Source organism: Anoxybacteroides tepidamans (assembly GCF_014201465.1).
In the GTDB taxonomy this organism is placed as follows: domain Bacteria; phylum Bacillota; class Bacilli; order Bacillales; family Anoxybacillaceae; genus Anoxybacteroides; species Anoxybacteroides tepidamans.
Genome location: NZ_JACHEP010000002.1, coordinates 39,134 through 62,953, shown reverse-complemented (window position 1 = coordinate 62,953; position 23,820 = coordinate 39,134). Strand labels below are relative to the sequence as shown.

33 protein-coding genes are annotated in these 23,820 nt (G+C 43.6%); 22 read left to right on the top strand and 11 right to left on the bottom strand.

The genetic code is table 11. From position 1 onward, the window contains the following. The first annotated feature begins 4 nt into the window (after positions 1-4). A complete protein-coding gene (locus HNQ34_RS03200) occupies positions 5-1,159 on the top strand; it encodes a thiolase family protein (RefSeq protein WP_183251464.1) in 1,155 nt (384 codons plus the stop codon). A gap of 107 nt (positions 1,160-1,266) precedes the next feature. Here the strand turns inward: HNQ34_RS03200 and HNQ34_RS03195 are convergent, their stop codons facing one another. Beyond that, positions 1,267-1,875 (bottom strand): trimeric intracellular cation channel family protein, encoded by a 609-nt coding sequence (locus tag HNQ34_RS03195; RefSeq protein ID WP_183251462.1) that lies wholly within the window; start codon positions 1,873-1,875, stop codon positions 1,267-1,269. 143 nt (positions 1,876-2,018) lie between these two features. On the opposite strand from HNQ34_RS03195, the gene hflX reads away from it, so the two are divergent. The 4 genes from hflX (at position 2,019) to glnA (ending at position 6,424) form a co-directional block, all read left to right on the top strand. Continuing rightward, positions 2,019-3,266, top strand: coding sequence for a GTPase HflX (hflX, locus tag HNQ34_RS03190; RefSeq protein WP_183252202.1), 1,248 nt, complete (start codon positions 2,019-2,021; stop codon positions 3,264-3,266). A 13-nt stretch (positions 3,267-3,279) separates the two neighbouring features. Then, on the top strand, positions 3,280-4,548 hold the full coding sequence (locus HNQ34_RS03185; protein ID WP_183251460.1) for a methionine gamma-lyase family protein: 1,269 nt from the start codon (positions 3,280-3,282) through the stop codon (positions 4,546-4,548). A 79-nt stretch (positions 4,549-4,627) separates the two neighbouring features. Further along, positions 4,628-5,029, top strand: coding sequence for a MerR family transcriptional regulator (locus tag HNQ34_RS03180; RefSeq protein ID WP_183251458.1), 402 nt, complete (start codon positions 4,628-4,630; stop codon positions 5,027-5,029). A 60-nt stretch (positions 5,030-5,089) separates the two neighbouring features. Next, positions 5,090-6,424, top strand: coding sequence for a type I glutamate--ammonia ligase (gene glnA, locus HNQ34_RS03175; RefSeq protein ID WP_183251456.1), 1,335 nt, complete (start codon positions 5,090-5,092; stop codon positions 6,422-6,424). A 40-nt stretch (positions 6,425-6,464) separates the two neighbouring features. On the opposite strand, the gene lexA is transcribed toward glnA, so the two are convergent. Further along, on the bottom strand, positions 6,465-7,088 hold the full coding sequence (gene lexA, locus HNQ34_RS03170; RefSeq protein WP_183251454.1) for a transcriptional repressor LexA: 624 nt from the start codon (positions 7,086-7,088) through the stop codon (positions 6,465-6,467). Between the two features lie 154 nt (positions 7,089-7,242). Between lexA and yneA the strand changes: the two genes are divergently transcribed. From yneA to HNQ34_RS03135, 7 genes are all read left to right on the top strand, one after another. Beyond that, on the top strand, positions 7,243-7,542 hold the full coding sequence (gene yneA, locus HNQ34_RS03165) for a cell division suppressor protein YneA (protein WP_183251452.1): 300 nt from the start codon (positions 7,243-7,245) through the stop codon (positions 7,540-7,542). A gap of 18 nt (positions 7,543-7,560) precedes the next feature. Beyond that, on the top strand, positions 7,561-8,205 hold the full coding sequence (locus HNQ34_RS03160) for a YneB family resolvase-like protein (RefSeq protein WP_183251450.1): 645 nt from the start codon (positions 7,561-7,563) through the stop codon (positions 8,203-8,205). A 65-nt stretch (positions 8,206-8,270) separates the two neighbouring features. Then, positions 8,271-8,501, top strand: a complete 231-nt coding sequence (locus tag HNQ34_RS03155) for a DUF896 domain-containing protein (protein ID WP_183252200.1) — start codon at positions 8,271-8,273, stop codon at positions 8,499-8,501. 131 nt (positions 8,502-8,632) lie between these two features. Next, on the top strand, positions 8,633-10,639 hold the full coding sequence (tkt, locus tag HNQ34_RS03150; RefSeq protein ID WP_183251447.1) for a transketolase: 2,007 nt from the start codon (positions 8,633-8,635) through the stop codon (positions 10,637-10,639). 136 nt (positions 10,640-10,775) lie between these two features. After that, on the top strand, positions 10,776-11,216 hold the full coding sequence (gene sirA / locus HNQ34_RS03145; RefSeq protein WP_183251445.1) for a sporulation inhibitor of replication protein SirA: 441 nt from the start codon (positions 10,776-10,778) through the stop codon (positions 11,214-11,216). An 87-nt stretch (positions 11,217-11,303) separates the two neighbouring features. Beyond that, positions 11,304-11,516, top strand: coding sequence for a YneF family protein (locus HNQ34_RS03140; RefSeq protein WP_183251443.1), 213 nt, complete (start codon positions 11,304-11,306; stop codon positions 11,514-11,516). A 158-nt stretch (positions 11,517-11,674) separates the two neighbouring features. Then, positions 11,675-11,830 (top strand): hypothetical protein, encoded by a 156-nt coding sequence (locus HNQ34_RS03135; RefSeq protein ID WP_183251441.1) that lies wholly within the window; start codon positions 11,675-11,677, stop codon positions 11,828-11,830. A 27-nt stretch (positions 11,831-11,857) separates the two neighbouring features. Here the strand turns inward: HNQ34_RS03135 and HNQ34_RS03130 are convergent, their stop codons facing one another. Next, positions 11,858-12,037 carry an aspartyl-phosphate phosphatase Spo0E family protein gene (locus HNQ34_RS03130; RefSeq protein ID WP_183251439.1) on the bottom strand — a complete coding sequence of 60 codons (180 nt, stop codon included), beginning with the start codon at positions 12,035-12,037 and terminating at the stop codon, positions 11,858-11,860. Positions 12,038-12,203: 166 nt separating this feature from the next. On the opposite strand from HNQ34_RS03130, the gene HNQ34_RS03125 reads away from it, so the two are divergent. The 3 genes from HNQ34_RS03125 (at position 12,204) to HNQ34_RS03115 (ending at position 13,960) form a co-directional block, all read left to right on the top strand. Continuing rightward, positions 12,204-12,911 (top strand): cytochrome c biogenesis CcdA family protein, encoded by a 708-nt coding sequence (locus HNQ34_RS03125; RefSeq protein WP_183251437.1) that lies wholly within the window; start codon positions 12,204-12,206, stop codon positions 12,909-12,911. Positions 12,912-13,039: 128 nt separating this feature from the next. Further along, positions 13,040-13,399, top strand: a complete 360-nt coding sequence (locus tag HNQ34_RS03120; RefSeq protein ID WP_183251435.1) for a response regulator — start codon at positions 13,040-13,042, stop codon at positions 13,397-13,399. Between the two features lie 72 nt (positions 13,400-13,471). Beyond that, complete coding sequence (locus tag HNQ34_RS03115) at positions 13,472-13,960, top strand: CcdC family protein (RefSeq protein WP_409978348.1); 489 nt, start codon at positions 13,472-13,474, stop codon at positions 13,958-13,960. 31 nt (positions 13,961-13,991) lie between these two features. Here HNQ34_RS03115 and HNQ34_RS03110 read toward each other — a convergent pair whose 3' ends face one another. Continuing rightward, entirely contained in the window at positions 13,992-14,420 is a 429-nt protein-coding gene (locus HNQ34_RS03110; protein ID WP_183251431.1) for a DUF2621 domain-containing protein, read from the bottom strand. A gap of 260 nt (positions 14,421-14,680) precedes the next feature. Between HNQ34_RS03110 and HNQ34_RS03105 the strand changes: the two genes are divergently transcribed. After that, entirely contained in the window at positions 14,681-15,337 is a 657-nt protein-coding gene (locus HNQ34_RS03105; protein WP_183251429.1) for a cell wall hydrolase, read from the top strand. Between the two features lie 400 nt (positions 15,338-15,737). Here HNQ34_RS03105 and HNQ34_RS03100 read toward each other — a convergent pair whose 3' ends face one another. Next, the gene (locus HNQ34_RS03100; protein WP_183251427.1) at positions 15,738-15,884 is read right to left on the bottom strand and encodes a small acid-soluble spore protein P; all 147 of its coding nucleotides are present in this window, start codon (positions 15,882-15,884) and stop codon (positions 15,738-15,740) included. A 119-nt stretch (positions 15,885-16,003) separates the two neighbouring features. On the opposite strand from HNQ34_RS03100, the gene HNQ34_RS03095 reads away from it, so the two are divergent. Further along, complete coding sequence (locus tag HNQ34_RS03095; RefSeq protein ID WP_183251425.1) at positions 16,004-16,261, top strand: hypothetical protein; 258 nt, start codon at positions 16,004-16,006, stop codon at positions 16,259-16,261. Between the two features lie 74 nt (positions 16,262-16,335). Here HNQ34_RS03095 and sspO read toward each other — a convergent pair whose 3' ends face one another. Beyond that, a complete protein-coding gene (gene sspO, locus HNQ34_RS03090; protein ID WP_183251423.1) occupies positions 16,336-16,485 on the bottom strand; it encodes a small acid-soluble spore protein O in 150 nt (49 codons plus the stop codon). 202 nt (positions 16,486-16,687) lie between these two features. Between sspO and acnA the strand changes: the two genes are divergently transcribed. Then, positions 16,688-19,399, top strand: a complete 2,712-nt coding sequence (gene acnA / locus HNQ34_RS03085) for an aconitate hydratase AcnA (RefSeq protein WP_183251421.1) — start codon at positions 16,688-16,690, stop codon at positions 19,397-19,399. Between the two features lie 53 nt (positions 19,400-19,452). Here the strand turns inward: acnA and sspL are convergent, their stop codons facing one another. Further along, positions 19,453-19,587, bottom strand: coding sequence for a small, acid-soluble spore protein L (sspL, locus tag HNQ34_RS03080; RefSeq protein ID WP_183251420.1), 135 nt, complete (start codon positions 19,585-19,587; stop codon positions 19,453-19,455). A 74-nt stretch (positions 19,588-19,661) separates the two neighbouring features. Here sspL and HNQ34_RS03075 point away from each other — a divergent pair, with 74 nt between their 5' ends. Both HNQ34_RS03075 and HNQ34_RS03070 read left to right on the top strand, forming a co-directional pair. Then, positions 19,662-20,123 (top strand): divergent PAP2 family protein, encoded by a 462-nt coding sequence (locus HNQ34_RS03075; RefSeq protein WP_183251418.1) that lies wholly within the window; start codon positions 19,662-19,664, stop codon positions 20,121-20,123. Between the two features lie 63 nt (positions 20,124-20,186). After that, a complete protein-coding gene (locus HNQ34_RS03070) occupies positions 20,187-20,462 on the top strand; it encodes a DUF6123 family protein (RefSeq protein WP_183251416.1) in 276 nt (91 codons plus the stop codon). Positions 20,463-20,507: 45 nt separating this feature from the next. Here the strand turns inward: HNQ34_RS03070 and HNQ34_RS03065 are convergent, their stop codons facing one another. Together HNQ34_RS03065 and HNQ34_RS03060 are read right to left on the bottom strand one after the other, a co-directional pair. Further along, the gene (locus tag HNQ34_RS03065; RefSeq protein WP_183251414.1) at positions 20,508-21,419 is read right to left on the bottom strand and encodes a DMT family transporter; all 912 of its coding nucleotides are present in this window, start codon (positions 21,417-21,419) and stop codon (positions 20,508-20,510) included. A 24-nt stretch (positions 21,420-21,443) separates the two neighbouring features. Further along, positions 21,444-21,824, bottom strand: a complete 381-nt coding sequence (locus tag HNQ34_RS03060) for a reverse transcriptase-like protein (protein WP_183251412.1) — start codon at positions 21,822-21,824, stop codon at positions 21,444-21,446. A 186-nt stretch (positions 21,825-22,010) separates the two neighbouring features. Between HNQ34_RS03060 and HNQ34_RS03055 the strand changes: the two genes are divergently transcribed. Further along, on the top strand, positions 22,011-22,691 hold the full coding sequence (locus HNQ34_RS03055) for a ribonuclease H family protein (protein ID WP_183251410.1): 681 nt from the start codon (positions 22,011-22,013) through the stop codon (positions 22,689-22,691). Then, positions 22,684-22,899, top strand: coding sequence for a zinc-finger domain-containing protein (locus tag HNQ34_RS03050; RefSeq protein ID WP_183251408.1), 216 nt, complete (start codon positions 22,684-22,686; stop codon positions 22,897-22,899). Before HNQ34_RS03055 ends, HNQ34_RS03050 begins: the two co-directional genes overlap by 8 nt. Before the next feature lie 37 nt (positions 22,900-22,936). On the opposite strand, the gene HNQ34_RS03045 is transcribed toward HNQ34_RS03050, so the two are convergent. Both HNQ34_RS03045 and cspD read right to left on the bottom strand, forming a co-directional pair. Further along, positions 22,937-23,197 carry a DUF2564 family protein gene (locus tag HNQ34_RS03045; RefSeq protein ID WP_183251406.1) on the bottom strand — a complete coding sequence of 87 codons (261 nt, stop codon included), beginning with the start codon at positions 23,195-23,197 and terminating at the stop codon, positions 22,937-22,939. Positions 23,198-23,323: 126 nt separating this feature from the next. Then, complete coding sequence (gene cspD / locus HNQ34_RS03040) at positions 23,324-23,524, bottom strand: cold-shock protein CspD (protein WP_027408825.1); 201 nt, start codon at positions 23,522-23,524, stop codon at positions 23,324-23,326. Positions 23,525-23,820 lie beyond the last annotated feature (296 nt).

Genomic DNA, 23,820 nt, shown 5'->3' with positions numbered 1-23,820 from the left:
AGAAATGCGAGAAGTCGTTATTGTCGAAGCAGTGCGCACTCCTGTCGGCAAGCGAAACGGGGTGTTTCGCGATAAACATCCTGTTCACTTAGCAGCTGTGGCGCTCGATGAAGTCGTCAGACGAGCGGGGATTGAAAAACAGCTGGTCGAAGATATTGTGATGGGATGCGTGACGCCGATTGGCGAGCAAGGCTATAATATTGGCCGGTTAGCGGCATTAGAAGCAGGCTTTCCGGTGGAGGTACCGGCGGTGCAAATCAACCGGATGTGCGGCTCCGGCCAGCAAGCGATTCATTTCGCTGCGCAAGAAATTAAATCAGGTGATATGAACATTACGATTGCGGCTGGTGTAGAAAGCATGACGAAAGTGCCGATTTTAAGTGACGGGAACGAGCGAACGATTCCACCGTCGCTTCATGAAAAGTACGAATTCGTTCACCAAGGCGTTTCTGCCGAACTGATTGCTGAAAAATATGGATTGACAAGAGAACAGTTAGACGAATATGCGTATGAAAGCCATCAACGGGCGCTTCGGGCGCAAGCAGAGGGTCGCTTCGAGCGAGAAATCGTGCCGGTAAAAGGGCTAGACCAAGACGGAAACGAAATCATCGTGACAGCGGATGAAGGGCCGCGCCAAGATACATCGCTTGAAGCGTTGGCGACATTGAAGCCGGTCTTTAAACAAAACGGAAAAATTACGGCTGGAAACGCAAGTCAAATGAGCGACGGTGCTGCGGCGGCGCTACTGATGGAGCGCGAAACAGCGCTTCGCCTCGGCTTGAAGCCGAAAGCAAAAATTGTCGCGCAAACGGTCATCGGCTCAGACCCGACATATATGCTTGACGGCGTCATTCCAGCGACGAAAAAAGTATTGCAAAAAGCGAACCTCACGATTGACGATATCGACCTTGTCGAAATTAACGAAGCGTTCGCTCCTGTCGTCCTTGCCTGGCAAAAAGAAATCGGTGCACCGCTTTCGAAAGTGAACGTCAACGGTGGGGCGATCGCCTTAGGCCACCCGCTCGGCGCAACCGGCGTGAAACTCATGACATCGCTCGTTCACGAACTCGAACGACGAAAGGGGCGCTACGGCTTATTAACGATTTGCATCGGGCACGGCATGGCAACCGCGACCATTGTTGAGCGATGGAAAGAATAAGAAAAACGGATAAGCCTTGCTAGGAGTAGCTGCCGAAAGAAAGAGCGGAGCACGTCCAAAATGAAGTAGGGCTAGTGTAAAAAAGCAGGATGCCTTCAGCTCCTGCTTTAATTTTTTATTTTCAATGATTTATTCGGCAATTTCCAGTTGTACGTATATGATAAAATGCGCAATGCCGCAACGATGACAAACAATCCATACAATCCAACAGGCGAGTCGGCGATGCCGGTTCCGACGGCGATGCCGGCTAAAATCGCCCAAGCGGCGTAAATTTCCTCGCGCAACACGAGCGGTTTTCTTCCCGCTAACACGTCGCGAATAATGCCGCCACCGCTTCCGGTCAAAACGGCTGCTACAATCGCCGCACTGAGCGGATGGTTCATATGGACGGCATATAACGCCCCTTGAATGGCGAAGGCGGAAAGCCCAAGCGCATCAAAAAAATTTCCCCATCGCTGCCAATGCGGCAGCATTTTTTGCGGAAACAAATAAACGAGTGTCATCGCCAGCAGTGCGACGTGAAATAACATTCCTTGTCCCCATAGCGCTGAAACAGGGACACCAATCAATAAATTGCGCACCGCTCCCCCGCCAAACGCCGTAACAATCCCTAAAATATAAACGCCAAGAATATCGTATTCTTCTTCCATCGCTACAATCGCACCGCTAATCGCAAACGCAATCGTACCGATAATGCTTAATACTTCCCAAGTCATATCGCAAGTCCTTTCTTTCTTTGTCATACGGTAACCATTTTAGGAGGAATAGCCGGGAAAATCAATTATTTTTGAAAGATAGCGATTAGAAGAAAGATTTGGTATGATGAAGGAAGGTGTATCTTGCGAAAACGAAAGAAGGTGTGCATTTGGAAAAGGTCATCACCGTCGGCTGCCAATTGCCGCATGTCGACGATGAACGGTTTTCGTATTCGATGGAAGAGCTTGCCTCGCTCGTTCATACGGCAAACGGTGAAGTCGTCATCCATCTTACACAAAAGCGAGAGACGATTCATCCGGCTACGTATATTGGAAAAGGAAAAGTGGAAGAACTAGTGCATCTTGTCGAACAATTTGCCCCAGATGTCGTCATTTTTAATGACGAGCTGTCGCCAAGCCAAAACCGCAACTTAACGAAGCTGTTAAATATACGTGTCATTGACCGGACGCAGCTTATTTTAGACATTTTTGCAAGCCGGGCGCGATCAAAAGAAGGAAAATTGCAAGTCGAGCTTGCCCAACTGCAATACATCTTGCCGCGTTTAAGTGGACAAGGAGCGGAATTATCTCGTCTTGGCGGCGGAATCGGAACGAGAGGGCCGGGGGAAGCGAAGTTAGAAACAGACCGTCGCCATATTCGCCGTCGCATCGACGAAATTAAAGCGCAGCTAAAAGTCATTGTCGAACATCGCGAACGGTATCGCGAGCGGCGCAAAAAAAACGCTGTTTTTCAAATCGCGCTAGTCGGCTATACGAACGCTGGTAAATCAACGCTTTTTAACCGCCTAACGAACGCCGATTCATTCGAGGAAAACTTATTGTTCGCGACACTTGATCCGCTTACGCGAAAGCTTGTGCTGCCAAGCGGCTATACCGTGCTTTTGACCGACACCGTCGGCTTTATTCAAGACTTGCCGACAACGCTCGTCGCGGCGTTTCGCTCGACGCTAGAAGAAGTGAAAGAAGCCGATTTTATTTTACATATTGTCGATTCGTCCAATCCCGATTATATTCAACATGAACAGACCGTTTATAGCTTGCTGGAGGAACTGGGCGTTACAACGATTCCGATGGCGACCGTTTATAATAAACGCGATATCGTCCATCCAAACTTTGTTCCAAGTCCGAAAACGGATTCAATTTTGATTAGCGCGCTTAACGAAAATGATGTGCAAAAACTGCGCCAGTTTATTGAAACGGCGATCACGGAAGCGATGGAGCCTTACGATGTTGCGATTCCGGCTTTTGAAGGAAAACTGCTTGCTCAGCTAAAAACGGAAACGATTTTGCAAATATTTCATTACAACGAACAAAATGGGACATATGAATGTAAAGGCTATATATTGCGAGCACATCCGCTTTATGAGCAGCTACGAACATATCAAAAATAGAAAGGGTTGTTCTATGTTTCAGCATTTAAAACACGGAGAAAAAATTTCCGCACTCGTCAAAGAAGTCGAAGCACAAATTGCGCACATCCATCGGGAGATCGACGAACGAATTGATTACAATCAATACCGCGTCTTGCAAAGTTTTCGCCGTCATCAAGTGAGCGATGCGCACTTTATCCCATCGACCGGGTACGGCTATGACGACATCGGGCGCGATACGCTTGAAAAAGTGTATGCCGACGTATTCGCTGGGGAAGCAGCGCTCGTTCGCCCGCAAATTATTTCTGGTACACACGCCATTACCATTGCCTTATTCGGCGTGTTACGTCCAGGAGATGAGTTATTATATATTACTGGCAAACCGTACGATACGCTTGAAGAAATTGTTGGCATTCGCGGCAAAGGAGTTGGCTCGTTAAAAGAGTTTCATATCGGCTATCAGAGCGTTCCGCTCACCACTGAAGGGAAAGTCGATTTTGCAGCGGTCAAACAAGCGATTAACGAACGGACGAAAATGATCGGTATTCAACGTTCAAAAGGATACGATCCCCGCCCGTCGTTTACGATTGCAGAAATTAAAGAAATGATTGAATTTGTGAAGACAATCAAGCCGGATGTCGTCGTGTTTGTTGATAATTGCTACGGCGAATTTGTTGAAGAAAAAGAGCCATGCCATGTCGGTGCCGATTTAATCGCCGGTTCGCTTATTAAAAATCCAGGTGGTGGATTGGCGAAAACGGGAGGATATCTCGTTGGCAAACGCGAATATATAAATATGTGCGCCTATCGGCTGACATCGCCGGGAATCGGCGCGGAAGCGGGAGCCTCGCTTTATAGCTTACACGAAATGTACCAAGGCTTTTTCCTAGCGCCTCACATCGTCGGCCAAGCGTTGAAAGGAGCCGTATTTACCGCGGCGATGCTCGAGCGCATCGGCATGAATACGTATCCAACATGGAACGCTACGCGCACAGATTTAATTCAATCCGTGCAATTTGACGATCCGGAGCAAATGATTGCATTTTGCCAAGCGATTCAATTCGCTTCGCCGGTCAACTCGCATTTTACCCCGTATCCTAACTATATGCCGGGCTATGAAGACGACGTCATTATGGCGGCGGGAACGTTTGTGCAAGGAGCGAGCATCGAATTGACTGCCGACGGACCGATCCGTCCGCCGTATGTGGCGTATGTGCAAGGGGGATTGACGTATTCCCATGTGAAAATTGCAATTTGCACGGCGATCGATCAACTCATGGAAAAACAACTCATTTATTTGTAAGGAAATATAACATTTTATTGACATATTATATTACGCTATAATAAAATGAAAGTACCCGGATATTAAGGAGGTATTTGACATGAGTAGCAACATCCGCCGTTCGATGCCATTGTTTCCGATCGGCATTGTGATGCAATTAACTGAGTTGTCTGCTCGTCAAATCCGCTATTATGAAGAACATGGACTTGTTTCTCCTGCTAGAACGGAGGGAAATCGACGTCTTTTCTCCTTTAACGATGTCGATCGCCTTCTTGAAATTAAAGATTTAATTGATCAAGGAGTAAACTTGGCCGGAATTAAACAAATTTTCGCATCTCGTCAAGCGACGAATCAAGAGCCGACTGAAAAAGTTGAAAAAATCGTCAAGCAACAGCTATCCGACGAAGAGCTGCGGAAATTGTTACGAGCGGAGTTGATACAAGCGGGTCGTTTCAATCGCGCATCGCTTCGTCAAGGCGATATTGCACGCTTTTTCCATTAATAGGTAGTTTATGTTTTTTCACATAAAAATAAATTTTAGATTAACCGGGGAGGGTTTTAAATGGCGAAGTACACAAGAGAAGACATTGTGCGCATTGTCAAGGAGGAGAACGTCAAGTATATCCGTTTGCAATTTACGGATATTCTTGGCACGATTAAAAACGTTGAAATTCCGATCAGCCAGCTAGAAAAAGCGTTAGACAACAAAATTATGTTCGACGGTTCTTCAATTGAAGGATTTGTCCGCATTGAAGAATCAGATATGTACTTATATCCAGACTTAGACACATTTGTTATTTTTCCTTGGACAGCGGAAAAAGGGAAAGTTGCTCGCTTTATTTGCGACATTTACAATCCAGATGGTACGCCATTTGAAGGCTGCCCGCGTTACAATTTAAAACGCATGTTAAAAGAAATGGAGTCTCTAGGATTCAATGCCTTTAACTTAGGCCCGGAGCCAGAGTTTTTCTTGTTCAAACTTGACGAAAAAGGCAATCCGACGCTTGAATTAAACGACAACGGCGGTTATTTCGATTTAGCGCCAACCGATTTAGGGGAAAATTGCCGTCGCGATATCGTATTGGAACTGGAAGAAATGGGCTTTGAAATCGAAGCATCTCACCATGAAGTAGCGCCTGGTCAACATGAGATCGACTTTAAATATGCAAACGCAGTGAAAGCGTGCGACGACATTCAAACGTTTAAACTCGTCGTTAAAACGGTGGCGCGCAAGCATGGTTTGCACGCAACGTTCATGCCAAAACCTTTGTTCGGTGTGAACGGTTCAGGTATGCATTGTAACTTATCGCTATTTAGAAACAATGAAAACGCGTTCTTTGATCCAAATGGTGATTTGCAGTTGAGCGACGTTGCTCGCCAGTTTATTGCCGGCGTGTTAAAACACGCACCGAACTTTACCGCAGTAACGAATCCGACCGTAAACTCGTACAAACGCCTTGTTCCTGGATATGAAGCGCCTTGCTATGTTGCGTGGTCGGCCCGCAACCGGAGCCCGCTCATTCGCATTCCAGCATCGCGCGGCATGAGCACACGAATTGAAGTTCGCAGCGTCGATCCTGCAGCGAACCCATATTTAGCGATGGCGGTATTGCTTGCGGCTGGATTGGACGGAATTAAAAACAAACTTACTCCTCCTGCTCCGGTTGATCGCAACATCTACGTGATGACAAAAGAAGAGCGCTTAGAAGAAGGAATCGTTGATTTACCATCGACATTAGCGGAAGCATTGGAAAACTTAAAATCAGACGAAGTGATTGTGAACGCATTAGGAAAACATTTATTCGAACACTTTGTCGAAGCGAAAGAAATCGAATGGGATATGTTCCGCACAGCCGTTCATCAATGGGAACGCGACCAATACATGGCTTTATATTAAAAAACAAAAGGCTATCTCGGCAGCAGCGAGATAGCCTTTTTTATTGAATCATGCGATAAACACCAATCACTTTTCCAAGAATCGTCACATCGTTCACGATAATGGGCTCCATATGGGAGTTTTCCGGCTGGAGGCGAATGTAACCTTGTTCTTTAAAAAATCGTTTGACCGTCGCTTCATTTTCTTCCGTCATAGCCACGACGATATCCCCGTTATTAGCTGATTGTTGCTGACGAACGATCACATAATCCCCATCTAAAATGCCTGCCTCAATCATGCTGTCGCCCATTACTTCAAGCATAAATACGTAGTCTTCTGCAGAGACGAATCGTTCTGGAAGCGGAAAATAATCTTCGACGTTTTCGATGGCGGTAATCGGTTGCCCAGCCGTCACTTTTCCGATGACCGGAACGTTGATGATGTCGCTTGGTTGCATGAACGAAACAAAGTCAGGATCCAATATTTCGATGGCGCGAGGTTTCGTTGGATCGCGGCGAATATATCCTTTGCTTTCGAGTCGTGCTAAATGTCCGTGCACTGTGGAGCTAGAGGCAAGTCCGACCGCTTCGCCAATCTCACGAACGGAAGGAGGATACCCTTTTGTTTTCACTTCTTTTTTAATGAAATCCAAAATTTGTTGTTGGCGTTTAGAGAGTTTGGTCATGTTACACACCTCTTACTCATCGTTTTTTTCATTATAGCATGGAGGATATAAAAAAACAAACATAAGTTCGAAAAAAACGGTTGACACAAACAAACGTTCTATCTATAATAAAAAACAAAAAGGCGAACAAACATTCTTAAGAGGGGGCTAGAGGATGAAACTCATTCATTATCTCGTATTTTCTTGTCTTTTGTTTATGTTATTGGCTGGCTTTTTCTATGCAAGCGATCCGGTTCAAAAAGAAAAATATATCGAAATTACGGTTACATCTGGCGATACGCTTTGGGGGTTAGCGAATGAATATCGATCTTCACATCATCTCTCAACGAAAGAGTTTATTGAATGGGTAATGGACGTTAATCATTTATCAGACGAAAAAATTGTGGCAGGTGAAAAGTTAGTCATTCCCGTGTTAAAATCAGAAGCGGACCAAACGTTAGTCGTCAGTAAATAGCGATGGAGATGGTTTTCAATGAAAGCAATCATTTATTGCCGGGTCAGCACGACAAAAGAAGAGCAAGAAACGTCGCTCGAACGGCAGCGGGAAGAGCTCGAGCGCCTTGCTGAACAATATCGCTTTGAAGTCGTCAAAGTGATCATGGAACAAGCAAGCGGATATGAAATCGAGCGGGATGGATTGTTGGAACTTTTAGATGCATTGAAAGAAGAAAAGGTCGATGCCGTCTTGATTCAAGACGAAACACGGCTTGGCCGGGGAAATGCGAGAATTGCTCTGCTTCACTGCATTCAAAAAGAAGGAGCGAAATTATATACCGTTAGTCACAATGGAGAAATGCAGCTGTCTGAAGCGGATTCAATGGTATTAAATATCCTCAGCATTGTCGAAGAATATCAACGAAAAATACATAATTTGAAAATTAAGCGCGGCATGCAAAAAGCAGTAGAACGCGGTTATCGGCCGGAACGAAATTTAAAAAACATCGGTGAACATGCTGGGAGAGAACGGATCGAATTGCCGATCGAAGAAATTGTACGCCTTCGTCATAACGGATTGACGTTTGAAGAAATCGCTGTTACATTGCGCGGTTTCGGTTACGATGTATCGAAAGCGACCGTTCATCGCCGTTACCAAGAATATGTTCGTCAAGATGTGTAGGTTGCTAATTACTCTTTTCTCTAGTAAGATGAAAGCGTAAATTGCTAAAGAAATTAGGTGAAACGATGTTATCGAAACAAAAAATTGCGCGCATTAATGAGTTAGCGAAAAAAGCAAAAACAAGCGGCTTAACAGCAGAGGAGCGGATCGAACAGCAGCAGCTTCGGACCGAATATCTTCAAGCGTTTCGCCAAGCGATGACCGATACGCTTCACTCGGTGACGATTATCGATCCGAACGGCAACGATGTTACCCCGAAAAAATTAAAAGAAAGACAGAAAAAGCGGTTTCATTAATATTGTGAAAGAAAGAAAGAAAGCATTCTAAGGAATAGATGCTTTCTTTTTTAAAAGAAACGTTGTACATTTTTCCTCCTTTTCTATATGATAGAGATGATAGAATGTTTTGAACGAAAGGATGAATACACATGTCACAGACGATCGATCACTTAGCGATCACGACGATTCGAACATTGTCGATTGATGCAATCGAAAAAGCGAATTCGGGACATCCCGGGATGCCAATGGGCGCTGCACCGATGGCGTATACGCTTTGGACAAAATTTATGAACCATAACCCAAGCAATCCAAAATGGTTTAACCGCGACCGTTTTGTATTATCTGCAGGGCACGGTTCGATGCTTTTGTATAGCTTGCTTCATCTAAGTGGCTATGACGTATCAATGGAAGACATTAAACAATTCCGCCAATGGGGAAGCAAAACGCCAGGACACCCGGAATACGGCCATACACCGGGCGTGGAAGCAACGACAGGTCCGCTTGGTCAAGGAATTGCGATGGCCGTTGGAATGGCAATGGCGGAACGCCATTTGGCAGCTACATATAACAAAGACAACTTTGAAATTATTAACCATTACACATATGCCATTTGCGGAGATGGCGATTTAATGGAAGGGGTCGCTTCTGAAGCAGCTTCATTAGCAGGACATTTGAAGCTTGGCCGCTTAATTGTTCTTTACGATTCAAACGACATTTCCCTCGACGGAGAATTAAACCTATCGTTCTCCGAAAATGTCGAACAACGTTTCAAGGCGTACGGTTGGCAATACATTCGTGTAGAAGATGGCAATAATATCGAAGAAATTGCCGAAGCGATTGCCGAAGCACAAAAAGATTTAGACCGTCCGACATTAATTGAAGTCAAAACAACGATCGGCTACGGTTCGCCAAACAAAGCGGGCACTTCGGATGTTCACGGTGCTCCGCTCGGTGCGGATGAACTAAAATTAACGAAAGAAGCATATAAATGGACGTTTGAACAAGATTTTTATGTGCCGGAAGAAGTATATGCCCACTTCCGTCAAGCCGTGCAAGAAGCAGGCGCGAAAAAAGAAGCGGAATGGAACGAATTGTTTGCGGCCTATAAAAATGCCTATCCAGAGCTCGCTAACCAATTAGAACTCGCTATCGAAGGCAAACTTCCTGAAGGATGGGAAGCAAGCTTGCCTGTTTATCCGGAAGGAAAAAGCTTGGCGACGCGCGCTTCATCTGGAGAAGTGTTAAATGCAATCGCCAAAGCCGTTCCGCAATTTATTGGCGGTTCTGCCGACCTTGCGGGTTCGAACAAAACGCTCATTAAAGGCGCAGGCAATTTTATGCCGGAAAGCTATGAAGGGCGCAACATTTGGTTCGGTGTTCGCGAGTTTGCAATGGGTGCGGCGATGAATGGCATGGCGCTCCACGGCGGCGTCAAAGTGTTCGGCGGCACATTCTTCGTGTTCTCTGATTATTTGCGCCCTGCGATTCGTTTGGCGGCATTAATGGGCCTTCCAGTCACATACGTTTTGACGCATGACAGCATCGCCGTCGGTGAAGACGGGCCAACGCATGAGCCGATTGAGCAATTGCCATCATTGCGTGCGATGCCAAATTTATCCGTCATTCGTCCAGCAGATGGAAATGAAACGGCAGCAGCGTGGCGCTTAGCGTTAGAATCAACAGATCGCCCAACAGCGCTTGTGTTAACAAGACAAAACCTTCCAACGCTTGCAACCACAGCAGAGCGGGCGTACGAAGGTGTGAAAAAAGGTGCGTATGTCGTGTCGGAAGCTGAAAACGGCAATCCAGAAGCACTGTTGCTTGCGTCCGGCTCTGAAGTCAACCTAGCTGTCAAAGCGCAAAAAGCGTTAGCTGCTGAAGGCATTCATGTTTCTGTTATCAGCATGCCATCGTGGGATCGCTTTGAACAACAACCGCAAGACTATAAAGAGCAAGTATTGCCTTCTAGTGTGAAAAAACGTCTGGCGATCGAAATGGCTGCATCTTTCGGTTGGGAGCGCTATACAGGCGTTGAAGGTGACATTTTAGCAATCGATCGTTTCGGCGCTTCTGCTCCAGGCGAAAAAATTATGGAGGAATACGGATTTACGGTGGACAATGTTGTCAGCCGCGTCAAAGCATTGCTCAATAAATAATCAAAAAAGCTGTCCTTTCCAAAGGGCAGCTTTTGTCTTTATTCGACAAAACTAGTGAAAAATTTTTTCACTAATAGACATGTTTTTCCCCCATCTTTCCTTATAATGAAGGAAAAAGAAGAATGGGGGGCGAACTGTGGCGCATTATTGGGTTTATTTGTTTCGTGATGAAGTGGTTTCAGGCTATTATCATCGTCCTGAGAAAATTGTTGAACTGTTGCGAGAATATCAGTATCAAACAGCCCCATTAAAAAGCATCTATCGCAAACAAATCGAATTTATTACCGAGAAAATTTCGTTTTCGCGGCTGGAATTAGGAGTGAATGAACATTTTTCGGGACAAGTTGAAAAAAATTTGGAACGGAATATGTTGGTACTCAAAGATGAACAGACAAATGAAGAAGCGCTTATCATCGTTCAAAAGCGCCGTTTGCTTCTCGTTTGCGACAGCCAAGCTTTAATTGATCGTTTTTTTCAAGCACTGGCGATGGTCTCACCTTCTTTTTTAGCTGTCGACGTCCATTTTCGTCACCATCAATGGCTGACGCTTGCAGCAAACGAAAGAAAATTTGCGTAAATAAAAGATTTTTACGGGGAAATATTGTATAATCACGCATTGTTTAGTACACTGTTAGATAGACAACATGAAGGAGGAAAAGGTAGTATGTGGACAACGATTCTCGTTGGCATTCTAGCGCTCGTCGCTGGAACAGCGCTAGGATTTTTCATTGCCCGTAAAACGATGATGAACTATTTAAAGAAAAACCCACCAATTAACGAACAAATGATTCGTATGATGATGATGCAAATGGGGATGACGCCATCGCAAAAGAAAATCAATCAAATGATGAAAGCGATGAACAATCAGCTGAAATAAGCGTTGGACAGGCACTCGGCGGAGTGTCTTTTCTGTTTTTCACTTTCAAAATTTTTCAATTTTTGCTATAATGATATAGTCGGTCTGTCATACAGACGAATGAGGTAGATTAAAGGGTGTTAGCACCGTACATGTCTTTTGAGGGTAGGGGAAATTGGATGAAAATATTTCGAAGGGATGAGAAAACCTCTATCATTTCCGGTGAATCGGATGTTTTGTTTTTTTATCATCAAGAGATGTTAGCACAACGAGGGCTTTATTATAACATATACATGTTGCAGATCGAATCGGTAGATGTCGAAGAGCGCGTCTAAGAATATAAGAAAACGCCTCGTTGCTTTCTATGGAGAGGAGAGGCGTTTCTTCTTTTTGCACATATATTCGTTATATTGGTTAAGAAGCGAATCTAATTCTTGGCTTATTTGAATCGTGATCGCTGCGTTTAAGCCGCTTTTGGCCACCATCTCAATTAATTCATTTCGCTTTTTTTCAATGAGTCGGAGCATTTCTTGTTTTGACACGGGAGAACAAGTCCTTTCTTTTGTACAAAGTTATATAGGTATTGTATACTATTTTGGCAATTAATTCAAAAGAAAAACAAACCATAATTAATGAAAGAAGAAAAATTAACAAGAAAGTTCGTTTTTTGATAAAATAAAAAGGAAAATAGAGCAGGGGTTGGAGCTAATGACAGATTTGAATCTTTTTTTAGCATTTGGTGCAGGGTTTTTATCGTTTATTTCTCCATGCTGTTTGCCGTTATATCCAGCCTTTTTATCATACATTACCGGTGTATCGGTCGGGGAACTGCAATCGGAGAATGCGATGCTACAAAAACGGAGCTTATTGCATACGTTGTTTTTCTTGCTCGGTTTTTCCCTCATTTTTATCTCGATCGGTTTTGGTACGTCGCTGATAGGAGAATGGTTTAAACAATATCAAGATTTTATTCGACAAATAGGTGCCATTTTGATCATTTTCTTTGGATTTGTTATTATCGGTGTGTTCAAGCCTAGGTTTTTAATGAAAGATCATCGCATTTCTTTCCGCAACCGCCCATCGGGATATGTCGGTTCGGCGCTGATCGGGACGGCGTTTGCGGCAGGTTGGACGCCGTGTACAGGTCCGATTTTAGTATCGGTCATTGCGCTGGCGGCAACAAATCCAAGCTCCGGCGTTTTATATATGACCGCCTATTCGTTAGGATTTGCTGTTCCGTTTTTCCTTTTATCGTTTTTCATCGGCAAAATGCAGTGGATTCGCCGCTATCATGTTAAAATCATGAAAGCGGGCGGATATGTAATGATCGTGATGGGGATTGTGTTATTTTTTGATTGGATGACAAAAATTATCGTATATACGACGAGTATTTTTGGTGGATTTACAGGGTTTTGATGTCAAAAATGATCACATATTGTCACTGTATTTAAGTTGAAATTTTGTAGCAAATTCGTTACATTGTTGCATAGGACTGCCGACCGGTTATGCTCATATTATTTTTTCTGGCTAATAGGGGGATCATTATGGCAAAAATATTAATTGTCGATGATGCAAAATTTATAAGAATGACATTGTCGAACATTTTGCGAAAAGTAAACCATGAGATTGTAGGAGAAGGGGAAAACGGTAAAGAAGCCGTTGAACTATACCGAACGTTGAAGCCAGACATTGTTATGTTAGATATTACGATGCCTGTTATGAACGGCATTGAAGCAGTGAAAGCGATCAAACAAATCGATCCGAAAGCGAAAATTATTATGTGTTCAGCGATGGGACAACAAAAAATGGTCGTTGAAGCAATTGAAGCAGGAGCGATTGATTTTATCGTCAAGCCGTTTGAAGAAAGCCGCGTAATGGAAGCGGTTGCCCGTGCATTAATGTAGGAAAGATATGTGCAAACCTTTTTCGTGTTTCATTTATATTAATCGAGTAGTAAAACTTCATAGCAAAGGATGATGTGTTTGGCAGTTGTAAGTTCAATAGTAGCAGTCATAATGGCATTACTGATTTTATTTGTGCGTATGAAAGCATCTAAAAGACCGACCAATGCAAAAAAAATTATTTTGCCGCCCCTTTTTATGAGCACTGGTTCGCTTATGTTTTTAGATCCGCTTTTTCGTGTGACAAAAGGGGAGCTCATTGAAGCAATTGTGCTCGGTGCCTTTTTTTCGATTTTTTTAATTAAAACATCGAAATTTGAAATTCGCGACAACCATATTTATTTAAAGCGGTCAAAAGCGTTTATTTGGATTTTAGTGAGCTTGATCGTTATTCGTCTTGCGTTAAAATCGTATTTAGGAAGAGCGATTGACTATCACCAGCTGAGTGGAATGTTTTATTTATTGGCGTTTGCGATGATTGTACCATGGCGCGTTGCGATGTATGTTTCTTATAAACGATTAGAAAAGCAATTAAAACATAATCCAACGCTTTGGTCGACATAACAAAAAGATGGGAAAAATCCCATCTTTTTGTTTAGTTGAGCAAATGTTCGTACGGAGAGAGGTCGATTTGTTTTTCTTTTAATGCTTTCACTAAAAACTTATGGTCACGTTTTGGGGTCGCGATAATATAGCCGCGGATGACTAAATCTTTTGTAATGTGCGTAGCCTGCTCTTTGAGTGCCAGTTCGCCGATTTTGCCGGCAATCTTTTGGCGGGCCACATCACGGAATAATTGTGGCACCGGCTTCACTAAGTCTTCAAGAAGCGCTTTTTCTTCTGTCCCCCATAAATGTCGCGTTTGTTCAATGTAATACTCTTGCCAATCGAGCTCCGATTTTCCGTCCGCTTTTGGTAAACGCTTTAAAAATTTGCGAAACATAAAAAAACCGCCGATCGACATCGTCACAAGCAAAAATACGACCCAAAATAAAATAAACAAAAGAAACCAACCTGTTAGCATTTCTTCACCTCAATGAAAACTTCCATTTCTATCAACTATTATCGCTAAAACCGCGGTTTTTGGCAAGAATGGCGGTTTTTTGCCGATTGTTACGAAACTGTAATACAACTGTAAAGAAAAGCGTTTATCCCTTATATATCAATAGATTAGAGTAGTTTCTCTTGACTGAAAGGCAATGTAAACCAGTGATTCAGCTATATAAACATGCTAATCTAGTAAATGCGAGCGGGAAGCCAAAAAGCAACTATGAGGAGGAAACAATGATTAAAAAAGTTTTTGCAACACTCGCAGTAGTTTGCTGTATGGTAGTAGCGTTTACATCATATGAAAGCAATGCAGCGACCGCGTATACATATTACAAGGTGCAGCAAGGTGATTCTTTCTATAAAATCGCTCGAAAATATAAAACGACCGTTTCAGCACTAAAAACGTTAAATAAAAAAGCGAGTGATCGACTTGTTGTCGGCGAAACATTAAAAGTGCCTGTAAAGGTGAAAACGACAAAAGCAACGAAAACAATTTCAACATCGAAATGGGCAATTACCGCAGAGGAGCGAAAACTTTTAGCGCAAATTGTTCAAGCGGAAACTGGGTTTAGCGAACCGTTCGCAGGAAAAGTAGAAGTTGCGCTAGTTATTTTGAATCGTGTGAAGAACCCTGCGTTCCCTAATACGATTAAGGGCGTCATTTATCAAAAAACGAAAACAGGTTATGCGTTTGTTCCGGTCAAAACAGGCAAATTAGCAAAGATTCAGCCGACAAAACAAGATTATGCTGCGGTTGATCGCGCGTTGGCTTCATTTCCAAATAATCAACGCCGTTCGTTATATTTTTACAACCCGGCTTTTACGAAAGATCGCTGGATGCTTTCAAGACCTGTCACTATTCGTATCGGTCATCATGTGTTTACAAGATAAGACACCCATGATGCAAATGTATCAGCATCGGAAAGATGAAAATCCGTCTTACAGGCGTGTTGATTAACCAATAAAAACTAGTTGTCATCGCTCGATTCCTAGCTTTTCTGCCGTTGTCGGCAAACGTACCGTTTGCCGACTGGGCATGCTGTACGCATGCCCTCCTCGAACAATGAACGCTTTGCGGGCAAATGACATTTGCCCGCCGGCGTTCTTGTTCGAGGGAAGAGGCAGAAAAGCTTGTGTTCAACCATATGATTCTATGTTTTTTAGTAAAATAATGGATAATCAACACTCGTGTCCGTCTTATCGAATATTTTTAAATCCGCACACTTTGCGCTTTTAGTCTTTTCATGAAAAAGAGGATGTTGTACGCATCCTCTTTTTCATGCTTACGCTTTTACATATCATGGCTAGAGTTATGTTTTTGCCGTGTATGGTTCCGGTTTTTCACTTTTTTCGAACCGTCCAAAGGTTCCGGCTGCCCTAGTTGATCGTTTTTTCGTGCGTTTTTGCGCATATCTTTGCTTGTATTTTTGTTCGTCATATTCTCTGCCTCCTTTATTTAGTTAGGATAACAACGTTTCTTCCGCTTATTCATCGTATAATTTCCAACATATTTGAAATGATAATACATGCGGGATACAACGGAAGGAGGAAGAAAAAATGTATCATAAAGATAAGCAGCAAGCGTTTCAAGCAGCCGAAAAAGGAACGATGGAAGCGAAAGAATGGTATGATCATTTAGTGCGCGATCAAGCCGATTACGGAAGCCAGCTTAAACATTTAAAACAAGAAGTGAACGAAGCGTTCGAACAAATTAACAATGCGATGGAAGTTGCTTCCGAAGCGCAGCGCATTCGGCTTGAACAATTTCGTCATGACTTGCAAGGGATTGTCAATGAAGTAAACGAAATTCAATAAAAGGGAATGTCTCATTTGTGACATTCCCTTTTAACGCGCTGTTTATGGTAGTCCCGGATGGCGAAACAGCCGCCTTACTGATTCTTTTTTCTTTTTTTGTTGTTTTGGCGCTGTGCCTCTGTCAACGGTTCATTCGAAAACTCTTCATTATAGCCGGCACCTATTCCTTGGGCGCTGGCGGCGTTCATCCCCGGAATGATGTGATTCGCTTTCCGCTTTCCCACTCTCTTCACCTCCGGTCATAGTTTATAGCAGCAGGGAAAATTTATTCTTTCGCACAAGAAACTATGGAATAGTTATTTACAATTCATAGTGGCTTATAATAAGATAAAAGCGTACCAATTTTACGGGTTTTGGGAGAATTCGTACTATTTTTTCGACGAATGAGCGAAAAAGTAGTATAGTATGAACTGAGGGGGTATACATATGGTAAAGCAAGATGTATTTAACGCCCGCGCTTCATTTGAAGTAAACGGTAAAAAATACAACTATTACCGTTTGCAAGCGCTTGAAGAAGCGGGAATCGGCAACGTTTCTCGTCTGCCTTATTCCATTAAAGTATTGTTGGAATCAGTCCTTCGCCAAGTGGACGGGCGCGTCATTACGAAAGAGCATGTCGAAAACTTGGCAAAATGGGGAACACCTGAGCTAAAAGATATCGACGTCCCATTTAAACCGTCCCGCGTTATTTTACAAGACTTTACAGGAGTGCCGGCCGTCGTGGATTTAGCTTCGATGCGCAAAGCGATGGCGGATATCGGCGGCGACCCGTACGAAATCAACCCAGAAATTCCAGTCGATCTTGTCATTGACCACTCGGTGCAAGTCGATAAAGCAGGAACAGACGATGCGCTTGAGTATAACATGAATTTGGAGTTTGAGCGCAACGCGGAACGTTATAAGTTTTTAAAATGGGCGCAAAAAGCGTTTAATAACTACCGCGCTGTTCCACCGGCAACAGGAATCGTTCACCAAGTGAACTTAGAATATTTAGCAAATGTTGTTCATGCGGTAGAAGGAGAAAATGGCGAATACGAAACGTTCCCAGATACGCTTGTCGGCACAGACTCCCATACAACGATGATTAACGGAATCGGCGTTCTTGGCTGGGGTGTCGGTGGTATTGAAGCAGAAGCAGGAATGCTTGGACAACCTTCTTATTTCCCTGTTCCAGAAGTGATTGGTGTCCGCTTAACAGGAAAACTGCCAAACGGAACAACGGCTACAGACCTCGCCTTAAAAGTGACACAAGTGCTTCGCAAAAAAGGCGTTGTCGGCAAGTTCGTTGAATTTTTCGGACCAGGCGTTGCGACATTGCCTTTAGCAGACCGCGCGACGGTAGCGAACATGGCACCAGAGTACGGGGCAACATGCGGATTCTTCCCAGTTGACGCGGAAGCGCTTGACTACTTACGCTTAACTGGCCGCGATGAACATCACGTGCAAGTCGTCGAAGCGTACTGCAAAGCAAACGGCTTATTCTATACGCCGGACGCTGAGGAGCCAGTATTCACAGACGTCGTGGAAATCAATTTGTCTGATATCGAAGCGAACCTTTCAGGTCCAAAACGTCCGCAAGATTTAATTCCGCTTTCGAAAATGAAAGAGGCGTTCCGTGAAGCGGTAAAAGCGCCGCAAGGAAACCAAGGCTTCGGCTTGACAGAAGCGGATCTTGACAAAGAAATGACCGTGACGTTAAGCGGCGAAGAAGTGAAAATGAAAACAGGCGCAATCGCAATCGCCGCGATTACAAGCTGTACGAACACATCGAACCCATACGTACTAATCGGTGCTGGCTTAGTGGCGAAAAAAGCGGTAGAAAAAGGATTGAAAGTTCCGAAATACGTCAAAACATCGCTCGCACCAGGATCAAAAGTCGTAACGGGATACTTAAAAGATTCGGGCTTGCTTCCGTACTTGGAACAAATCGGCTTTAACATCGTTGGCTACGGTTGTACGACATGTATCGGTAACTCCGGTCCGCTTGCGCCTGAATTAGAAAAAGCGATTGCGGAAAACGATTTGCTTGTGACAAGCGTTCTTTCGGGTAACCGTAACTTTGAAGGGAGGATTCATCCGCTTGTAAAAGGCAACTACTTAGCTTCACCACCGCTTGTCGTTGCATATGCATTGGCCGGCACGGTCGACATCGACTTATTGAATGATCCAATCGGTAAAGATAAAGACGGCAACGACGTGTACTTTAATGATATTTGGCCGACGACGGAAGAAGTGAAAGAAGTCGTGAAACAAACGGTAACGCCAGAGTTGTTCCGCAAAGAATATGAGCGTGTGTTCGATGACAATGCGCGCTGGAATGCGATTGAAACAACGGACGAGCCGCTTTATCAATGGGATGAGGATTCAACGTATATCCAAAACCCTCCGTTCTTTGAAGGACTGTCTCGAGATGTTCGCCAAGTACAACCGCTTACAGGCTTGCGCGTTGTCGGTAAATTTGGCGACTCTGTCACAACGGACCATATTTCACCGGCTGGATCGATCGGCAAAAATACGCCGGCAGGCCAATACCTCATTTCGAAAGGCGTCGATCCGAAAGATTTCAACTCTTACGGTTCTCGCCGCGGTAACCATGAGGTCATGATGCGCGGTACGTTTGCGAATATCCGCATTCGCAACCAAATTGCGCCAGGTACAGAAGGCGGATATACAACCTACTGGCCAACAGGCGAAGTGATGTCGATTTACGATGCATGCATGAAATACAAACATGACGGTACAGGCCTTGTCGTCATCGCTGGAAAAGATTATGGAATGGGAAGCTCTCGCGACTGGGCGGCAAAAGGTACGTTCTTGTTAGGAATTAAAACGGTCATCGCAGAAAGTTTTGAGCGCATCCATCGTTCGAACCTCGTTTTAATGGGCGTGTTGCCACTTCAATTTAAAGCAGGGGAAAATGCTGAAACGCTCGGACTCACTGGAAAAGAAACGTTTGAAATTCACATTGATGAAAACGTCAAACCACGTGACTACGTAAAAGTTACTGCAACTGACGATGAAGGAAACAAAAAAGAATTTGAAGTGCTTGTGCGCTTTGACAGCGAAGTGGAAATTGACTACTATCGTCACGGTGGTATTTTACAAATGGTATTGCGCGAAAAATTGCATCAGAAATAATGTAAAAGGGTGTCCTGTTTTAGGACGCCCTTTTTGTGGTGAAAAGAAATAAGCTATTTTTTATTGCTTCGCTTCGCTGCGTTTTCTAGCTCACTTTTTGGATCAGGTGTCCAGCCGTCTTGTCCGAACCCTTGTGGATTAACGCTAGGTGCTTTCGTTCCGCGATTTTTTCCGCCGTTTTTCGCCATGATCTTCACCTCCGGGGATAGTGTTACCTATTTGTGAAAAAATATGTTTAAGGCAATGGAAAGGAGAATCAATGATGAACCGAGCGTTAAAAACGGCGTTATGGACGATCGCTTTCGCCCAATTTTTAAAAATTCCTCTGAAAAAATTAGAAACGGGAAAATGGCGTTGGGCATATTTTTGGGAAACGGGCGGAATGCCAAGCTCCCACTCAGCAGGCGTTTCTTCGCTAGCAACGTTTATTGCGTTAAAACGTGGTATGCGAACGATCGATTTTGCGTTAGCAGCTCTCTTTGGGTTGATTGTCATGTATGACGCTCAAGGTGTGCGTAAACAAGCAGGGGAGTTGGCGATCCGCCTTAACGAATTGGCAGAAGAGGTGATGCGTCTTGAGCATAATCCGAAGCAAGCGTGGTACGAAAAGAAAAAAGAACGCATTCGCGAACGGCTTGGCCATCAGCCGATTGAAGTGATCGGCGGCGCTTTGTTAGGGATGTTTACAGGCTTTCTCTCGTATTGGTGGGCGAAGAAAAAATAAGCTAGCCATTATCAAAAAAATGAGTTAAGATGAAAGCGAATACGTTATGTCGGGAGAAGGAGCATGAAAAAACAAACGGTCGCCCAATATTTTGACTTTCTCGCAAGCAAAGGGTTTCGCCTCGGGGAAGATTCATTCCGTTTTGTACAGTTTGGCCAGCAATATGCGCAAGCAAGCGACGAGTTAACTATTATGGCGCTTGAATGGACGTTAAAAATCCAAAAACAATTTGATGGGAGTTTTTTTCTCTCATTGCTTGAAGAGTTTCGAAAACAACAGCTTGCAACAAATAAACAAGTACGCTTGTTTATGAAAGAAAAAGGATTGATCGATGAATAGAAAATCCTCGAATGCGCGATTCGAGGATTTTATTGCGTCAGCTGTTTATTCGACAATCGTTTTTCGCTCCATAAAGGAGATGGGAAGCTCAGAAATGATCATTCCTAATAAAATGCCAATACATCCGATGATGCCGGCGGTCGAAAGCCGTTCGCCTGCCCATATGTAGGCCGTCACAGCGGCAAACACCGGCTCCATTGCAAAAATAAGAGCAACACGAGCGGGGGTCGTATACTTTTGAAAATTGGTCTGGATTAAAAAAGCGGCGGCCGTTGCGAGCAATGATGTAACGAGCAACGCCGTCCATACTTGTTGCTGTTGCAAAATGGCGATATCCCACATTTTAGTGCCGTCTTCAAATATAAAAGCAAAAACAGAGCACATGACAGCGACTGTAAAAATTTGCGTAACGGTCAGCAAAAATGTCGGATGATGTGACGAATATTTTCCAGTGACGATAATGTGCATCGCAAACGAAAGGGCGCAAAAGAAAACAAATAAATCGCCGCGATTGATCGACCAATCGCCGCCGTTCATCGTCAAAAAATATAAGCCAAATGTCGCAATGATAGCACCGAATACAGCATTAGCTGTAGGTTTTTGTTTTAAAAAAAGAAACGAAAAGAGCGGCACTAACACGACGCTAAGCCCGGTAATAAATCCCGCTTTTGACGATGTTGTATACAATAGACCGATCGTTTGTAACGCATAGCCGCTAAACAGCCAAAGCCCCATCCATATACCAGCAAGCAACAATGATCGATTGAATGCTTGGAGCGAGGAGCGGTGAAAGAGAAACAGCCATGCAAGCAAAAAAATCCCAGCCAGCCAAAAACGAACGGCGTTAAACGAAAGCGGTTCGAGGAATGAAATCGCATTTTGGACGACAACAAATGTCGCTCCCCACACGAACGCAACCGCAAGAAGACTGGCATCGGCGATCCATTGTTTTTTCAACGTTTAACCTCCTATCGATTCATTTTAGCGAATGGCTTGTCGCGCCAATTTATCTGCCACATGATTGTCTTTGCTCGGAATCCATTTTAGAAAAAACAAATCAAATTTTTTCGTTAATAAAAGAGCATGTTGTAAAAGAGGCGCGTATTGTTTGTTTTTGACAAATTCTTTTTCGATAGCGTGGTCAACAAGCTGTGAATCTGTTCGGAATGAAACGGTGCGATATCCTTTTTCAAGGCAAATTTCGAGCGCTTTAATGAGAGAGTGAAGCTCTGCTTCGTGATTGGACATTACGCCGAGCGGAATCGAGTACCGTTCTGCTGTTCCGTTTGCTTTAATAAAAATCCCTGCACCAGAAGGCCCAGGGTTTCCGGCACTTGCTCCGTCAATGTATACTTCAATCAACTTTATATTCCTCCAAATAAACGAAAGATTACAAATCATGGGTGGCGCATATAGATGAAACTATTGCTACTTTACCATCATTTTTAGAAAATTTCTATACTTTTTTGCGGAACAGGTGAATAGTTATTTTGAGCAGCTGTTTGTTGTATAATAAAGAAGAATGAATGGTGGAAGGATGACGAAAAAGTGGATGTGATTATTCAGTGGACATACATAACGCCAAAAAAGCAAGAAATTGTGTTAACTTCCGATGTTCTCCCGGCAGAAAAAGCGCTTCTATTAGCAGAAGACTTTGAAAAAACCGGACGCGTCAAAGAGTTAACATTTATTGATCGTCGAAATACGATATGGACGAAAAAAGAATTGGTAAAATTACTGCAAGAAATCGAAAGCGAGCCGCACGACATTATCGCTTATTTTGACGGCGGATTTGATAACGAAACGCTTGAAGCAGGGGTTGGCGCGGCCATTTACTATCAACAAAATCATCAACCGTATCGCCTTCGTGTGAATCGTCGGCTTGGACAATTGAAATCGAACAATGAAGCGGAATACGCCGCTTTTTGGTTTGCTGTGCAAATGCTTGAGGAGCTCGGTGTTCACCATTTGCCGGTCGTGTTTCGCGGCGATTCGCACGTTGTATTAAATCAGCTATCAGGTGCTTGGCCATGTTTTGAAAAAGAATACAACGCATGGCTCGACCGCATTGAGGCGAAACTAAAGGAGCTTGGAATTCAGCCGATTTACGAACCGATTTCACGAAAGCAAAATAAAGAAGCGGACCAACTTGCCCGTCAAGCGCTAGAAGGGAAAATCATTGCTAGCACGATTGAACTTGCGAAGAAAGGGATCGACAGAGATGAATAAAGAAGAGAAACTAGCGAAACGAAAAGAAATATTAGCAAAGCTAAATGACATTCACAGCACGTATTGCGAAGGGTGTTTTATTAAAAGCACGTTTCGTAAAGAAGTGGGAAAAACATATGCCCAATCGTTTTGCATCACTCATTGTACAGTTGGGGAGATGATCAAACAATATGGGGAAATGCTCCTAACTGTGTCTTCTCGTTCATAATAAAAAGGCTGAAATAACCGTCAGCCTTTTTGACTGCTTAGTGAATCGCCTCATTCAGTTGATGTTCGGCGCGCTGCAACTCTCGTTCGCACTTGGAAATAAATGAATCATCGACACCGGTTTTTTGGCTGCGGACGCGCGCAAGTTGCTCGTATGCGTTCGCGACAGCTTGTTTAGCGCCTTCTAGCATGTCAAGATCTAAGCTCATCGTGGCTGATCCGACTATTTTTTTGGCTGTTTCCACAAACATTTCGAGCTGTTTTAAATCGTTGTATCCGGAATGAAGATCACGTTCCATGAAAACACCTCCTAGCTGATAGTGTTTGTGTCGTTTGCGAAAAATATGTATATAAAAGAAAAAAACTGGCATAATGCCAGCCTTTTCGTTCGCTTTCGTCTTACTTTTATGTCAACGAGCGCTTGATTATAATTTTACTACGTTCGCAGCTTGAGGTCCGCGGTTTCCTTGAACGATCTCGAAGGAAACTTCTTGACCTTCTTCTAATGTTTTGTAGCCTTCACCTTGGATTGCTGTGAAGTGAACGAATACGTCTGCTCCGCCTTCCACTTCGATAAACCCATAACCTTTTTCATTGTTAAACCATTTTACTTTACCGTTTTGCATAATACTTAATTCCTCCTAATACCTTTAGCACCTTGCGGCTAACTTAAAAAATTTTTATCAAATAACGGAATATACTCCACAGCGGTCTAAGGTGAGCGGCTCGTGCTGTATTGCATGAGATATATTCTGTTAAATGATGTCTTTACTATACACTAATGGAACGGCAACGTCAAGGAAAAGAGCGTGAAATTCAGAAAAAATTTGCAATTTTTTTTGCAATATTCTGAATGAAAGGGAAATGCCGCTCTGTTGTCGAATAATTTTAATAAGCATAAAATAAGCATAAAAATATGTAT